This is a genomic window from Streptomyces sp. NPDC002623, assembly GCF_053592635.1.
Window position 1 is genome coordinate 533,886 of sequence record NZ_JBSFWB010000001.1, and the last position, 14,458, is coordinate 548,343.

Sequence of the window (14,458 nt, forward strand, 5' to 3'; positions counted from 1 at the left end):
GTCAGCGGTAGACCTCGCCCGGCTCCGCCTTGCCCGGCGCGAGCAACTGAGGCACCGTCACGAAAACGTATCCACGCTCTTTCAGCGCGTCGATGATCCCGGGCACGGCCGGCACGGTTCCGTCGTAGATGTCGTGCAGCAGGATGATGCCGTCCCGGTCGGCCTGGTCGAGGACCCGGCGCTGGATCAGCGCGGAGTCGGTGGTCGTGTAGTCCTTGGCGGTCACCGTCCACAGCACCTCGGAGAGGCCCAGCTCGCGGCAGATCTTGTGCACGGTCTCGTCGGTGCGGCCCTGCGGCGGCCGCATCAGGGTGGGGCGCCGGCCGGTGAGGCGCTCTATCTCGTCGTTGGGGCGCTGGAGTTCCTCGCGTATCTCCTCCGGCGTGATCTGCGTGAGGATCTTGTGGTCCCAGGTGTGGCTGGCCACCTCGTGTCCCTCGGCGGCCATACGTCTGACGAGCTCCGGGTACTTCTCGATGTGCCGTTGACCCAACAGGAAGAAGGTCGCCGGGACCTGTTTCTCCTTGAGGATGTCCAGCAGCCGGGCGGAGTTCTCGCTCGGGCCGGCGTCGAAGGTGAGGGCGATGCACTTCGCCTCCCGGCAGTCGACGGAGCCGAAGCGGGCGGCCTGCTCGGTGGCCGCGGGCCGGGTGCGGGCGGTGCTCGGGTGTGTGGTGTCGGCGCCCCCGCAGCCGGTCAGGGTGAGGGCCAGACAGGCGGCCGCCGCAGAGACGGCGGCGGCACGCAACCCGGCCCCCGTGTTCTTCATCTTCCTGGTCAGAGAAAACATGCCGAGACTATACATAGAGCGTATACACGCGATGTATAGTCTCGGCGTCGTGCCCTTCAGGCCCTCACTGGGCGTAGAAAGTGGCGTCCCCCTTGTCCGTCGCCGTGCTCGGGGTCTGCACGTTCAGCAGGTAGTTGTAGTGCCGGATGTAACGGCCGGCGTAGTTGTACGACTCGTAGGAGATCCCGGCCGGGTCGGCGAGCCCGGCGCGTCGGTAGAAACTCGCGTCGGAGGCGAACGTCGACGTGCCGTCGTTCTTCTCCAGCCACACCTCGAAGTTCTTGTGCCGCAGGTAGTAACCGGGGAAGTTGGCCGACTCCAGGGAGACCGTGTCGGTTCCCGCGAGACCGGTTACCACCCGGAACTGCGAGTCGGCGAGCGGGCTGACGTTCGCCTCGATGCGGGCGCGGTACTCCCAGTGGCGGATGAACCGGTCCGCGTAGTTGTAGGAGGAGAAGCGCTGCGGGGTGACTCCGTCGGCCACCGGGATGCCGAAGTCGGGCGAGCCGTCGGCCTTCCAGTACACCTTCTGCACCCGCGTGCGGCGGTTGGGGTCGTTCAGCGGGTCGCCGGTGATGTCCTTGTAGCTGCGGTCGTGGTAGACGAGGATGTCGGACCTGCCGTCCTCGGACACCGTGAACGAGTTGTGGCCCGGCCCGTACTGCGAGGTCGAGGCGTTCGAGGTGAAGACGGGCTGGGTCCCCTTGGTCCAGGACGCCGGGTCGGTCAGGTCGGCCGTCGCGGAGGCGGTCAGCATGCCGAGGCAGTAGTTGGCGTCCGTCGCGCTCGCCGAGTAGGTCATGAAGACCTTCCCGCCGTGCTGGATCAGCGCGGGCCCTTCGTTGACCTTGTAGCCGATGGTCTCCCACGAGAGCGTCGGCTGCGAGATCTCCGCCGGAGTGCCTTGGATCGTCCAGGGGTTCGCCATCCTGGCGATGAACAGGCTGGTGTTGTTGTCCTCGGACGGGTTGCGCTGCGCCCAGGCGAGATAGCGGACACCGCCCACGACGAAGGTCGTGGAGTCGAGCGAGAAACTCTCCCACGTGGTCTTGATCTGGCCCTTCTCGGTCCAGGTCGCGGTGAGCGGGTTGGCGCCGGAGCCCTCCAGGACGTACATCCGGATCGCCCACACGTCACTCGTCGATCCGGCCGCGAAGTACACGTACCACTTGCCGTCGATGAAGTGGATCTCCGGCGCCCAGATGTGGGCGCCCATGACCCCGCTGCTGTGCTTGGTCCAGATGGTGACCTCCTGGGCCGTCGACAGGCCCTGGATGGTCGTCGCCCGGCGCAGCACGATGCGGTCGTACTCGGGGACCGTGGCGGTGAAGTAGTAGTAACCGTCTGTGTGCTTGTAGATGTGCGGGTCGGCGCGCTTCTCGGCGATCGGGTTGGTGTACGTCACCGCGGGGGAGTCGGGCACGGCGGCCTGGGCGGGGGCGCCCACGCCGGTGAGGACGGCCGCGAGGGCGACGAGGCCGGCCAGGAGCAGCCGAACGGCGTTGCGTCTCAAGGGAGTTCTCCAGATGGGGGGAAGGGGGCTGCGGGGGTCGGGCTCAGGTGGTGGGCACGAGGCGCCACTGCTGGCAGGTGTTGTTCAGCCAGGTCCACTGCCGTACGTCGGCGCCGTCGGCGGTGGCGCAGTTCGCGACGTCGGCGACCTTGCCGCTGTTCTCGTTCACGAGCCGGACGTAGTCCCCAGTCGCGGTGAAGACGGCACGGAAACGCTGGCACTTGTTGTTCAGCCACGACCACTGGCGCAGATCGGCGCCGTCGGCGGTGGAGCAGTCGGCGGTGTCCATCACCCCGCCGGTGGCCACGTTCACCAGTCGGCCGGTGTCGTCGCCCTGGTCCTCGATCCGCCACTTCTGGTTGGCCCCGCCGTTGCAGGTCCACTGGAGGATGTTCGTGCCGTTGGCGGTGGAACCGCCCTCGACGTCAAGGCACTTGCCGCTGTTGCGGTTGACGAGGGTGTACGCCGTCGGGGTTGCCGCCGTCTCGCCGGACGGGCCGGGGAGCGTCGTGCCGAGGGCGACGGGCGTGCCGAAGTTCGGGGTGCCGTCGGCGTTCCAGGTGAACTTCTGGGCACGGGTCGTGCGGCCGTTGCCGCAGCCGCCGCTCGCGGAGGAGTTCGCGTGGTAGACGATCCAGTTCTCGGTGCCGTCGGGCGAGCTGAAGAAACCGTTGTGGCCCGGACCGTAGACGCCGTTCGCGTCGCTGCGCTGGAAGACCGGCGTCTGTTTCTTCGTCCAGGACGCCGGGCTGAGCGGATCGGTGCCGGTCAGTTCCAGCAGGCCGAGCTTGTAGTCCGCCGTCTGGCAGTAACTCGCGGAGAACGAAAGGAAAGTGCGTCCGTCGTGGTAGAGCGGCTCGGGTCCCTCGTTGACGGGAGCGCCCGAGGTCTCCCAGCTCAGCGTGGGGCTGGAGATGATCGTGAATGTGTTACTGGACAGCGTGTACGGGTTGCTCATCGGCGCGATGACCAGGCTCTGCGTGCTGCCGTTGATGAAACCGCTTCCGACGAGATACAGGTTTCCGTTCGCCTGCAGCACGCTCGCGTCGATCAGCCAGCCGCCCGGCGTGAGATTGGAGCCGGTGAGGGAGCCCTTGTAGGTGTACGGGCCCAGCGGGTCGGTGCCGGCGCTCTCCAGCACATGGGTGCGCTGGGAGTCGCAGCACGCGGTGCCGCCCTGGCCGGCCGAGTAGTACAGGTACCAGTGGCCGTTGAACCGGTGGATCTCCGGCGCCCAGATGTTGGTGTTGCGGGTGGAGGTGGTGTCCGACCACACCTGCACGGTGGGCGCGGTGGCGAGCCCCGCCAGGGTCGGCGCCTTCCGCATGCCGAGGACGCCCGTGAACGTCGTCGTGATCAGGTAGTAGTTGCCGTCGTAGTACTCCAGCCAGGGGTCGGCCCCCTTGGCCGACTTCACCGGGTTGGTGTACGGGCGGCCGTCGGCCGCGGAGACCGGCTGGGTCGCCGCCACCAGAGCCACGAGGAGTGCCAGCACGCACACGAGCAGGGGTCTGCGGCGATAATTCCGAGGCATACAGGACCGTCCCTTGTCCATGAAGCCGCATGTCCGGGATTTCGAACATGGTTCGTAACTTCGGCCAGAAGATAGGGGGCGTGCATGTCCTCGTCAATGGTTTCAGCAGTACCACCGGTATCGGAAAGCAGTCGAAAACCAGCTGTCGCTTCGGAACGACCGTGAGCGCGCCCGGTCGCGCACAACGCAGCGGGGCGCCCTGCTCGACCGTTGTGGTCGAGCCGGACGCCCCGATGACTTCAGCCGGAGATCAGCTGGAGATCAGACCAGGTCGAACCGGTCGAGGTTCGAGACCTTGACCCACGCCGCGACGAAGTCGTTCACGAACTTCTCCTTCGCGTCGTCGCTCGCGTAGACCTCGGCGATGGCGCGCAGCTCGGAGTTCGAGCCGAAGACCAGGTCGGCACGGGTGCCGGTCCACCTGACCTCGCCGGAGGCGTCGCGGCCCTCGAACGTGGCCTGGTCCGAGGACGTGGACGACCAGGTCGTGCCCAGGTCGAGCAGGTTGACGAAGAAGTCGTTCGTCAGCGTGCCCGGGGCGTCGGTGAGGACGCCGTGCGAGGACTGGCCGTGGTTGGCGCCCAGCACGCGCAGGCCGCCGACCAGGACCGTCAGCTCGGGGGCGCTCAGGGTCAGCAGGTTCGCCTTGTCGAGCAGCAGGTACTCGGCCGGCAGGCGGTTGCCCTTGCCGAGGTAGTTGCGGAACCCGTCGGCGGTCGGCTCGAGCGCGGCGAACGACTCGACGTCCGTCTGCTCCTGGGAGGCGTCCACACGGCCCGGCGTGAAGGGGACCTCCACGTCGTGACCGGCGTCCCCCGCGGCCTTCTCCACGGCGGCGGCGCCGCCGAGGACGATCAGGTCGGCCAGGGAGACCTTCTTGGCGCCGGAGTTGAACTCCTGCTGGACGCCCTCGAGCGTGCGCAGCACCAGCGCCAGCTCGTCCGGGTTGTTGACCTCCCAGCCGCGCTGCGGCTCGAGGCGGATGCGGGCGCCGTTGGCGCCGCCGCGCTTGTCGCTGCCGCGGTGGCTGGAGGCCGCCGCCCACGCGGTGGACACCAGCTGGGAGACGGTGAGCCCCGAGTCGAGGAGCTTGGCCTTCAGGGCCGCGATGTCCTCGGCGCCGATGACCTCGCCCTCGGCCGCCGGCAGCGGGTCCTGCCACAGCAGGGTCTCCGCCGGGACCTCCGGGCCGAGGTACAGGGACTTCGGACCCAGGTCACGGTGGGTCAGCTTGTACCAGGCGCGGGCGAAGGCGTCCGCGAACTGGTCCGGGTTCTCGTGGAAGCGCTTCGAGATCTCGCCGTAGATCGGGTCGAAGCGCAGCGAGAGGTCGGTGGTGAGCATCGTCGGCAGCTTCTTGGAGTCGCTGTGGGCGTCGGGGATGATCGCCTCGGCGTCCTTGGCCACCCACTGGTTGGCGCCGGCGGGGCTCTGGGTCAGCTCCCACTCGTAGCCGAAGAGGATGTCGAAGAAGTCGTTGCTCCACTGGGTGGGCTTGGTGGTCCAGGTCACCTCGAGGCCGGAGGTGATGGCGTCGCCGCCCTTGCCGGTGCCGTAGGTGGACTTCCAGCCCAGGCCCTGCTGCTCGATCGAGGCGGCCTCGGGGTCGTCGCCGACCGACTCGGCCGGGCCCGCGCCGTGGGTCTTGCCGAAGGTGTGGCCACCGGCGATGAGGGCGACCGTCTCCTCGTCGTTCATCGCCATGCGGCGGAACGTCTCGCGGATGTCACGGGCCGCGGCCAGCGGGTCCGGGTTGCCGTTGGGGCCCTCCGGGTTGACGTAGATGAGGCCCATCTGGACCGCGCCGAGCGGGTTCTCCAGCTCACGGTCGCCGGTGTAGCGCTGGTCGTCGAGCCAGGTGGTCTCCGGACCCCAGTACACGTCCTCGTCGGCCTCCCAGACGTCCGCGCGGCCGCCGGCGAAGCCGAAGGTCTCGAAGCCCATCGTCTCCAGCGCGACGTTGCCCGTGAGGATCATGAGGTCGGCCCAGGAGATGGACTGGCCGTACTTCTTCTTGACCGGCCACAGCAGACGGCGGGCCTTGTCGAGGTTGCCGTTGTCCGGCCAGCTGTTCAGCGGCGCGAAGCGCTGCTGTCCGCGGCCGCCACCGCCACGGCCGTCGCTGATGCGGTAGGTGCCGGCGCTGTGCCAGGCCATACGGATCATCAGCGGGCCGTAGTTGCCGAAGTCGGCGGGCCACCAGTCCTGCGAGGTGGTCAGCACTTCGGCGATGTCCTGTTTGACGGCCGCCAGGTCGAGCGCCTCGAACGCCGTGGCGTAGTCGAACTCCGCACCGAGCGGGTTCGCCACGACGGGGTCCTTGGCGAGGATCTTCAGGTTGAGCCGCTCCGGCCACCACTGGCGGTTGCCGCCGCCCTGGGTCGGGTGCGCGGCGCGTCCGTGGGCGACGGGGCAGCCGCCCGTCTCCTCCTTCGCGTCGGTGACGATTGCGTCGTGGTTCTCGGACATAGCGATCCTTCCGAACATGGGGGAATTCAGAGTGCTGCGGTACCGCTGGTGGACGCGGTATCGGCGGTCGAGCAGGCGGGGCACAGGCCCCAGTAGATGACCTCGGCCTCGTCGATCGAGAAGCCCCGATCGTCGGCCGCGGTGAGGCAGGGGGCGTGACCGACCGCGCAGTCGACGTCGACGACGACGCCGCACGAGCGGCACACGAGGTGGTGGTGGTTGTCCCCGACGCGCCCCTCGAACCGGGCCGGGCTGCCGGGCGGCTCGAGGCGGCGCACGAGTCCTGCCGTGGTCAGCGCGTGGAGGGCTTCGTACACGGCTTGCAGGGAGATGTGGCCCACGCGGTCGCGCACTCCGGTGGCGATCGCCTCGACACCGAGGTGATCGCCGTCCCGGACGGTCTCGAGCAGGGCGACACGGGCGGCCGTCACCCGCAGGCCGACACCGCGCAGCTCCTCGGCGGTGGTCGGTGTACGGGGTGCTGTCATGAGGCCGAACCTACTTCATAAACACGAACGCTTCAAGAAAACGAAGAGTGCAAGTCTGGGAAACAGGAGGAGACGGGGGCGGGGGAGACGGGGGCGGTGGGCCCGGCGGGAAGCCGGCGGGGAAACCGACGGGGAAGAGACTTTCAGAGAAACGAGGCGAGCCCGTCGAGGAGCCGGTCGACGTCCTCCGTGTCGTTGTAGGGGGCGAGTCCCGCCCGCAGCGCGGGGTCGGGGAGTCCCAGTGCGGCGAAGACCTCGTGGGCGTAGAAGGACCCCGCCGGGGCAACGACCCCGCGGGCGGAAAGATGCGCCTGTGCCGCGGTCGCGTCCCGGCCCTCCAGGGTCATCAGGACGGTCGGGGTGCGGTCCGCCGCCCTGGAGTGGACGGTGACGGCGTCGCCCAGTGCGCGCAGTCCGTCGTCCAGCCTGGCGCGCAGCGCGTTCTCGTGCTCGTGCAGGGAGTGCAGCGAACGCCTCAGCCGCTCTCTGCGCGATTCCCCCGTGCCCGGCCCGGACTCGTCCAGCGCCGCCAGGAAGTCGACGGCGGCGGTGGCGCCCGCCAGGGTCTCGTAGGGCAGCGTCCCGAACTCGAAGCGCTCCGGCACCGTGTCCGGGGAGGGCAGCAGCTTGTCCGGGGCGAGGGATTCGAGGAGCTCGGGGGATCCGGCGAGCACCCCGCAGTGCGGTCCGAGGAACTTGTACGGCGAGCAGACGAACAGGTCGGCCCCCAGTGCGGGCACGTCCACCAGGTGGTGCGCCGCGTAGTGCACGCCGTCCACGTACACCAGCGCGCCGACCTCGTGGGCCCGGTCGGCGATCCGGCGCACGGGCGGCTTCGTGCCCAGCACGTTGGAGGCCGCGGTCACCGCGACCAGCCGGGTCCGCGGCGACAGCGCCCGCTCGTAGGAGTCCAGGTCGAGCTCCGTGGTCGCGGCGTCGATCTCCGTCCAGCGGACGACGGCCCCGGCGCGCTCCGCCGCCTGGACCCAGGGGCGGACGTTGGCGTCGTGATCGAGACGGCTGAGGACGATCTCGTCGCCGGGCCGCCAGTCCTTGGCCAGGTGCCGGGAGAAGTCGTAGGTGAGCTGGGTGGCGCTGCGTCCGTGCACGACGGTGCCGGCGGGCACGCCCAGCAGGTCGGCGTAGGCGGCGCGGAACTCGCCGACCGCCCGCTCGGCGTTCAGCTCGGACGCGCTGACCAGCCCCCGGTTGGACAGCGGGCCGGTCAACGTCCTGGTCACGGCCTCGGCGACCGGGAGGGGGGTCTGGGTCCCGCCCGGCCCGTCGAAGAAGGCGAGACCGTGCGTGAGGGAGGGGAAACGGGTGCGCAGTGCGGCGACGTCCATGGCCATGGCCCAGACTCTGGCACTCGGGGCCGACGCCTGCCAGTGGACGCGCGAATCGATTGTCAGACCCTTGACTGTCTTACTTTTGACGAATACGGTCCGTCGTGTTCGGAGGTGTCGGACGGGCGTCGGAAGGGGCTGCCGGTGAGCGACGAATTCGACGCCGACGTGGTCGTCGTGGGGCTGGGCCCGGTCGGGGCCACGGCCGCCAACCTCGCCCATGACCTGGGCCTGAGCGTCGTGGCGTTCGACCGCGCCGTGGAGATCGAGCCGCGGCCCCGGGCCATCGGCTTCGACCAGGAGGCGATGCGGGTCTTCGCCGGCCTCGGGCTGGCCGAGGCCCTCGCGGACCACACCATGCCGTACCGGCCGTCCGAGTACCGCAACGCCGGCGGACGGGTCATCAAGCGCATCGGCGTCGCGCCGCCGCCCCGTCTCCTGGGCTGGGAGCCCAACTACGTCTTCGACCAACCGCAGCTGGAGGCCGCCCTGCGCCGCCGCCTCGAACAGGCGGACGGCGTCGACCTGCACCTCGGCACGGAGGTGACGGACGTCCGCCCCGACGACGTCGGCGCCACCGTGGACGTGGTCGACGCGGCGGGCCGCCCGCGCGCGCTGCGGGCGCGGTACGTGCTGGCCTGCGACGGCGGCGCGAGCCCGGCGCGCAGACGGGCGGGGCTGCGGATGGCGGACCTGGAGTTCGACCAGCCGTGGCTGGTGGTGGACCTGCGGCTGCGCCCCGGCGCCGGAGCCGCTCTGCCGCGGACGAACGTCCAGTACTGCGAGCCGGCCCGGCCCAGCACGTTCGTCGTGGGGCCGGGGGACCATCGCCGCTGGGAGTTCATGATCAACCCGGACGAACGGCCCGAGGACGTCGCCGACCCGGACTTCATCCGCGGCCTGCTGGCACGCTGGCTGGCTCCCGGGGAGTACGACCTGTGGCGGGCGTCCACCTACCGCTTCCATGCCCTCGTCCTGGAGCAGTGGCGGGTGGGGCGGCTGCTCTTCCTCGGCGACGCCGCGCACATGACCCCGCCGTTCCTCGCGCAGGGCATGTGCCAGGGCATCCGGGACGCGTCCAACCTGATGTGGAAGCTCGCCCTGCATCTGCGCGGCGGCGCCGACGACTCGCTCCTGGACGCCTACCAGCGGGAGCGGGCGCCGCATGTGCGTCAAGTCACGCTCACCGCAAAGGAGTTCGGGCACGTCATCTGCGAACGCGACGAGGAGGCGGCCGCCGAACGCGATGCCAAGCTGCTGGCGGAGCTGGCGGCGGCGCCCGAGGGGACCGTCCGGCAGTCCCTGATCCCCGGACTGCGCGCCGGGTTCCTCGCGCCGCAGGGTCTCCCCGCGCGCGGCGACATCATGCCGCAGCCGCGCGTGACCGACTCCGGGGGCGGCACCGGACTCCTGGACGAGTTCACCGGGAGCACGTTCCGGCTGGTGCTGCGGCAGGACGCGGATCCGTCCGCGGCCGAGTCCGCGCTGCGCGCGCACGCGGCCGAGGGCGGCTTCCCGGTCCGTCTCGTGCGGCTCGTGGACGGCGCTCCGCCCGCCGGGACGCAGGAGTACCGCGAGGAGGGGCACGTCCTGGACGCCTGGCTGCGGCACCGGTCGTGCGAGGCGGTGCTCGCCCGCCCCGATCACTACGTGTTCGGCGGCGTCGGTTCCGCGGACGGCATCGGCGAGCTGCTCGCCTCCGCCCGCGGACGACTGCGCGGGACCGATCGGGGGCGGTGACCGGGGCGGTGACCGGGGGCGGTGACCGGGCCCCGGCCCCATCCACCCCGTGGATGAGCCGGATACGGGATTCGGATCGCGCAGGGGATGGCGACGGGCGCCTCGACGCCCCCATAGTCGTCGCTACCCGCACGCCGCCGTCCGGATCCTCCGTCGGCGCGCGGCCTCCCCCCAGCATGCCGGCGCCGACGGCGCCCCCGAGGCATGCCCACTCCCTACGCCGTCCCCTGGAGTCGCCATGCCCGGATCCGTGCCATCCGTGCCCCCGCCGCCGCCCGCCGCGGTGGACGACACCGCCCCGCCGCCCGTCGCCGACTCGGGCCCGGCCCATCTGCTGAGGGTGACCCTGCTGATGGCGGGCAGCTGTCTGCCGATCCTCGGGGCGGTGCTGATCGCCCCGGTGCTGCCGAAGATGCAGGACCACTTCGCGTCGACGCCGGGCGCCGAGGCGCTGGTGCCGCTCGCGCTGACCGTGCCGGCCCTGGCGATGGCGCTGCTGGCGCCGTTCGCCGGGGTGATCGTCGACCGGCTGGGCCGCAAGCGGCTGCTGATCGTGGCGACCGCCCTGTACGCGGCGTTCGGCACGGCGCCGCTGTGGCTGGACTCCCTCGGCGCGATCATCGCCGGCCGCGCGCTGGTCGGGGTTGCCGAAGCGGCCATCATGACCTGCTGCACCACGCTGATCGGCGACTACTACACCGGTCGCCGACGGGTGAAGTACCTCGCCCTGCAGACCATGTGCGCCTCCGCGTCCGCCACCGTCTTCTTCGTGATCGGCGGCGCGGCCGGGGCGGCGGGCTGGCGCGCGCCGTTCTGGCTCTACGCCGTGAGCCTGGTGCTCGCCCCGCTGATGGCCGTCGCCCTGCCCGGCCGGGCGGCGCGCACGACGTCCGACGCAGCCCCCGTCCCCGCCGCCGAGGCGTCGCAGCGCCGCTCGTTCCCCTGGCGGCAGTCGCGTGGCATCTGCGCCCTCACCTTCTTCGGCGCGATGGTCTTCTACACCGTCCCGGTGGAGATGGCGTACCTGCTGGACGACCTCGGGGTGGAGGACTCGGGGGTGATCGGTCTGGCCACCGCGGCCGCGAGCGCCGCCACCGTCGGCGGTGCGGTCGCCTTCGCCCGGCTGAAGCGCGCCCCGGAGCCGTTGCTGCCCGCGGTCCTCGCGCTGTGCGCCGCCGGATTCGCGGTGATGTGCCTCGCGGGCAACGCCCCGCTGCTGGTCGTCGGGGCGGTGCTCAACTGCCTGGGCACGGGTCTGCTGTTGCCCGCGCTGCTCACCAGCGCCATGTCCCGGCTGGCCTACGAGGACCGCGGCCGGGGCACGGGACTGTGGACGGCGGCGTTCTTCGGCGGCGAGTTCGTCTGCCCGCTGGTGCTGCTCGCCGTGGAGTCGGCGGTCGGCAGTCTCGCGGGCGCGGTGGGTGTGCTGGGGCTGGTCGCCGCGGCCGTCGCGGCGGGCCTGTGGGAGGCCCGCCGCCGCACGGACGCGGCGAGCCCCCGGCGGCTGCCGGAGCAGGTGGCCTGAGCGGCTCGGCTCGCCGCCCGGGCCGACGGGAGGCGCCGGAAGACCGCCGGGATCAGGAGGCGACCTGCGCCGCTCCGACCTCCGCCGCCTTCCGGCGCAGCCAGATGTGGGACGCGTCCTGGGTGTGCACGGGGTGCCACCACATCGCCTCGCCGACCGGCACGGCCTCGAAGGGGCAGGGCAGGACGCGGACCGCGGCGGCGCGGACCGCGCGGCGGGCCAGGCGTTCCTGGATCATCGCGACCCGGCGTGTGCCCTCGACCATGTGGGGGAGCAGCTGGAAGGTCTGCACCGAGACCTCCACCCGGGGGCTGATGCCGAGCATGCTGAGCTGGCGGGCCACCGGCGCGTCGTAGGGGCGCTGGTAGACGGCCCAGGGCAGCTGGGCCAGCTGGTCGAGGGAGAGGGCCTCGCCGACCTCCGGGTGGTCGTCGGCGACCATGCACAGCCAGCGGTCCTGGAAGAGGTCGACGGCCGGGAAGCCGTCGATGACGCCGTGCGGCATCAGCAGTCCGTCGACGGTGCTCAGCAGGGCGGCGGTGTTCTCCGTGACGGTGGGCGGCGGGTGCTGGAAGTCGAGCCGGATGCCCGGGGCCTCCTCGTGCAGGGCGCGGGCCAGCGCGGAGCCGAAGACGGCCGTGCCGTAGTCGGAGGCGAGCAGCGTGAACTCACGGGTCTCGACGGCCGGGTCGAATTCGGCCTGGCTGGCGAAGACCCGTTCCAGCAGGTCGCACGCGGTGGCGCTGCGGTCGCGCAGGGCCACCCCGAGCGGCGTCAGCTCGTAGGCGTTGCCGGTCCTGGCGAGGAGCTCGTCGTCGAAGTGGCGGCGCAGCCGGGACAGCGCCGCGCTCATCGCGGGCTGGCTCAGTCCGATGCGTTCGCCGGCCCGGGTGACGTTGCGCTCCTCCAGCAGCGCGCGCAGCGCGACGACCAGGTTCAGGTCGAGTCGGGACAGGTTCAACGGGCACCCACCTAGCGGCCGAAGCATATCCACGGTGTGGATGAGGTGCATCCACAGGATTGATTTCCGTGATCTGTCGATCGCGGTCAGAGTAGACCGCAACCCAGCGGGAGGACATCTCATGGCAACACTCGTGCAACCTGCCGGCCCGTTCGGTCTCGGCACGTTCTCGCTCGCGGACGGGCGGCCGTTCCCCGGTCTGCTGGCCGAGGGCCGGGTTCTGGACCTGGCCAAGGCCCTGACCCGGGCGCCGGCCACGATGCGCGCCGTGCTGGAGGGGTGGGACGAGATCCTGCCCGACCTGCACACGCTCGCAGCCGCAGCCGCAGCCGCAGCCGACGACGACGCCCCGGCGTGGCATCCGCTGGACGCCCTGCGCGTGCACGCCCCCGTCGAGCCCCGGCAGGTCTTCCAGTCCGGTGCCAACTACCGGCAGCACGTGATCGACCTGGAGGTCGCCCACCGGGCCGCCGACGACCCCCGCACGGTCGAGGAGGCGCGCGCCGAGATCGCGGAGATCATGGACCGGCGGGCCGCCGAGGACCTGCCGTACGTGTTCATCGGCCTCCCGAGCTCGATCACCGGCCCCTACGACGACGTCGTCCTGCCCGCGTGGGCGAAGAAGCCGGACTGGGAGCTGGAGCTGGCGGCCGTGATCGCCAGGCCCGCTTCCCGGGTCTCCGTCGAGGAGGCGCTCGGGTATGTCGCCGGATACACCGTCGCCAACGACCTCACCGACCGGGCGACCGTCTTCCGCCGGGACATGCCGGCCATCGGCACCGACTGGCTGCGCAGCAAGAACGCGCCCGGCTTCACCCCGCTCGGCCCCTGGATCGTGCCCGCCGGGTCGATCGGGGACCCCGGCGACCTGCGCGTCACGCTGAAGCTGAACGGCGACACCATGCAGGACGAGTCCACGAAGGACATGCTCTTCGGCGTCGCCCGGCTGGTGTCGTACATCTCGCAGACCGCTCGACTCCTGCCCGGCGACCTGGTGTTGACGGGCAGCCCGGCCGGCAACGGCATGCACTGGGGACGACTGCTGCAGGCCGGCGACGTCATGGAGGGCTCCATCACCGGGCTCGGCGTCCAACGCACCCGATGTGTGGCGGAGGCAGGGGCATGAGCCCGCTCCGCCACGACCCCGAGGCGGCGATCACCGAGGCCGCCGAGGCGTACTCGAACTGGGGGCGCTGGGGCGCGGACGACGTGCTCGGCACCCTGAACTTCCTCGACGAGGCCAAGCGGCGCGAGGGCGCGGGCCTCGTACGACGGGGCGTCAGCTTCTCGCTCTCCCAGTCCTTCGACATGAACGGCCCGCAGAAGGGCTGGCGTCGGCGCACCAACCCGGTGCACACGATGCTCGACACGGGCGCCGACGCCGCCCTCGGCAACCAGGGCTTCCCGCACGGCATCGGCGGCGCCGACGACGTCATCGCGATGCCGTTGCAGTGCTCCACCCAGTGGGACGGGCTCGGGCACATCTTCGATCACGGCAAGGCCTGGAACGGCCGGCCGGCCGAGCGGGTCGTCACCTCCGACGGCGACCTCGTCACCGGCATCGAGCACATGGCGCCGCACGTGGCCGGCCGCGGCGTGCTCCTCGACGTGGGGCATGTCCTCGGCGACGGCGGTGAGCTGCCCGACGGCTTCGCGATCACCGAGGAGCACCTGACCGCGACCGCGGCGGCGCACGGGGTGGCCGTCGGCCGCGGCGACCTCGTCGTCGTCCGCACCGGACAGCTGGCCCGCGCCCGGCGCGACGGCTGGGGCGACTACGCGGGCGGACCGGCCCCGGGACTGTCGTTCACCGCCGCCGGCTGGCTGCACGGCACCGAGATCGCCGCGATCGCCACCGACACCTGGGGCTTCGAGGTCCGGCCGAACGAGTTCGAGAACGCTTTCCAGCCGTTGCACCAGGTCGTCATCCCCAACGTCGGTCTGCTGATCGGCGAGATGTGGGACCTCGACGCCCTCGCCGCGGACTGCGCGGCGGACAGCGTGTACGAGTTCTGGCTGACCGCCGCGCCGCTGCCCATCACCGGAGCCGTCGGCTCCCCCGTCAACCCGATCGCCGTCAAGTAGCGACAAG

The 14,458-nt window shown here is 71.2% G+C and carries 11 protein-coding genes; 4 read left to right on the forward strand and 7 right to left on the reverse strand.

The features are described 5' to 3' along the window. Nucleotide 1: 1 nt before the first annotated feature. From ACWD4O_RS02130 to ACWD4O_RS02155, 6 genes are all read right to left on the reverse strand, one after another. Nucleotides 2-769, reverse strand: coding sequence for a polysaccharide deacetylase family protein (locus ACWD4O_RS02130; protein ID WP_451276739.1), 768 nt, complete (start codon nt 767-769; stop codon nt 2-4). An 85-nt stretch (nt 770-854) separates the two neighbouring features. Further along, complete coding sequence (locus ACWD4O_RS02135; protein ID WP_451276505.1) at nt 855-2,303, reverse strand: family 43 glycosylhydrolase; 1,449 nt, start codon at nt 2,301-2,303, stop codon at nt 855-857. A 43-nt stretch (nt 2,304-2,346) separates the two neighbouring features. Then, nucleotides 2,347-3,837: a family 43 glycosylhydrolase gene (locus tag ACWD4O_RS02140; RefSeq protein ID WP_451276507.1), complete on the reverse strand. Its 1,491-nt coding sequence runs from the start codon at nt 3,835-3,837 to the stop codon at nt 2,347-2,349. Nucleotides 3,838-4,098: 261 nt separating this feature from the next. After that, the gene (gene katG / locus ACWD4O_RS02145) at nt 4,099-6,306 is read right to left on the reverse strand and encodes a catalase/peroxidase HPI (RefSeq protein WP_451276509.1); all 2,208 of its coding nucleotides are present in this window, start codon (nt 6,304-6,306) and stop codon (nt 4,099-4,101) included. Nucleotides 6,307-6,332: 26 nt separating this feature from the next. Continuing rightward, nucleotides 6,333-6,794 carry a Fur family transcriptional regulator gene (locus tag ACWD4O_RS02150; protein ID WP_351905556.1) on the reverse strand — a complete coding sequence of 154 codons (462 nt, stop codon included), beginning with the start codon at nt 6,792-6,794 and terminating at the stop codon, nt 6,333-6,335. A gap of 143 nt (nt 6,795-6,937) precedes the next feature. Further along, nucleotides 6,938-8,146 (reverse strand): cysteine desulfurase-like protein, encoded by a 1,209-nt coding sequence (locus ACWD4O_RS02155; protein ID WP_451276512.1) that lies wholly within the window; start codon nt 8,144-8,146, stop codon nt 6,938-6,940. A gap of 138 nt (nt 8,147-8,284) precedes the next feature. Between ACWD4O_RS02155 and ACWD4O_RS02160 the strand changes: the two genes are divergently transcribed. Together ACWD4O_RS02160 and ACWD4O_RS02165 are read left to right on the forward strand one after the other, a co-directional pair. Further along, on the forward strand, nt 8,285-9,880 hold the full coding sequence (locus tag ACWD4O_RS02160; protein WP_451276514.1) for a bifunctional 3-(3-hydroxy-phenyl)propionate/3-hydroxycinnamic acid hydroxylase: 1,596 nt from the start codon (nt 8,285-8,287) through the stop codon (nt 9,878-9,880). Nucleotides 9,881-10,118: 238 nt separating this feature from the next. Next, a complete protein-coding gene (locus ACWD4O_RS02165) occupies nt 10,119-11,405 on the forward strand; it encodes an MFS transporter (protein WP_451276516.1) in 1,287 nt (428 codons plus the stop codon). Nucleotides 11,406-11,457: 52 nt separating this feature from the next. Here the strand turns inward: ACWD4O_RS02165 and ACWD4O_RS02170 are convergent, their stop codons facing one another. After that, entirely contained in the window at nt 11,458-12,366 is a 909-nt protein-coding gene (locus tag ACWD4O_RS02170; protein WP_451276518.1) for a LysR substrate-binding domain-containing protein, read from the reverse strand. 121 nt (nt 12,367-12,487) lie between these two features. Between ACWD4O_RS02170 and ACWD4O_RS02175 the strand changes: the two genes are divergently transcribed. Next, nucleotides 12,488-13,492 (forward strand): fumarylacetoacetate hydrolase family protein, encoded by a 1,005-nt coding sequence (locus ACWD4O_RS02175; RefSeq protein ID WP_451276520.1) that lies wholly within the window; start codon nt 12,488-12,490, stop codon nt 13,490-13,492. Beyond that, on the forward strand, nt 13,489-14,451 hold the full coding sequence (locus ACWD4O_RS02180; protein ID WP_451276522.1) for a cyclase family protein: 963 nt from the start codon (nt 13,489-13,491) through the stop codon (nt 14,449-14,451). The genes ACWD4O_RS02175 and ACWD4O_RS02180 overlap by 4 nt, the downstream gene beginning before the upstream one ends. Nucleotides 14,452-14,458 lie beyond the last annotated feature (7 nt).

What these genes read in the sequence shown, in the direction of transcription:
- ACWD4O_RS02130 (WP_451276739.1), bottom strand. Translation starts at nt 769, where the DNA reads ATGAAGAACACGGGGGCCGGGTTGCGTGCCGCCGCCGTCTCTGCGGCG.
- ACWD4O_RS02140 (WP_451276507.1), bottom strand. Translation starts at nt 3,837, where the DNA reads ATGCCTCGGAATTATCGCCGCAGACCCCTGCTCGTGTGCGTGCTGGCA.
- katG (WP_451276509.1), bottom strand. Translation starts at nt 6,306, where the DNA reads ATGTCCGAGAACCACGACGCAATCGTCACCGACGCGAAGGAGGAGACG.
- ACWD4O_RS02150 (WP_351905556.1), bottom strand. Translation starts at nt 6,794, where the DNA reads ATGACAGCACCCCGTACACCGACCACCGCCGAGGAGCTGCGCGGTGTC.
- ACWD4O_RS02155 (WP_451276512.1), bottom strand. Translation starts at nt 8,146, where the DNA reads ATGGCCATGGACGTCGCCGCACTGCGCACCCGTTTCCCCTCCCTCACG.
- ACWD4O_RS02165 (WP_451276516.1), top strand. Translation starts at nt 10,119, where the DNA reads ATGCCCGGATCCGTGCCATCCGTGCCCCCGCCGCCGCCCGCCGCGGTG.
- ACWD4O_RS02175 (WP_451276520.1), top strand. Translation starts at nt 12,488, where the DNA reads ATGGCAACACTCGTGCAACCTGCCGGCCCGTTCGGTCTCGGCACGTTC.
- ACWD4O_RS02180 (WP_451276522.1), top strand. Translation starts at nt 13,489, where the DNA reads ATGAGCCCGCTCCGCCACGACCCCGAGGCGGCGATCACCGAGGCCGCC.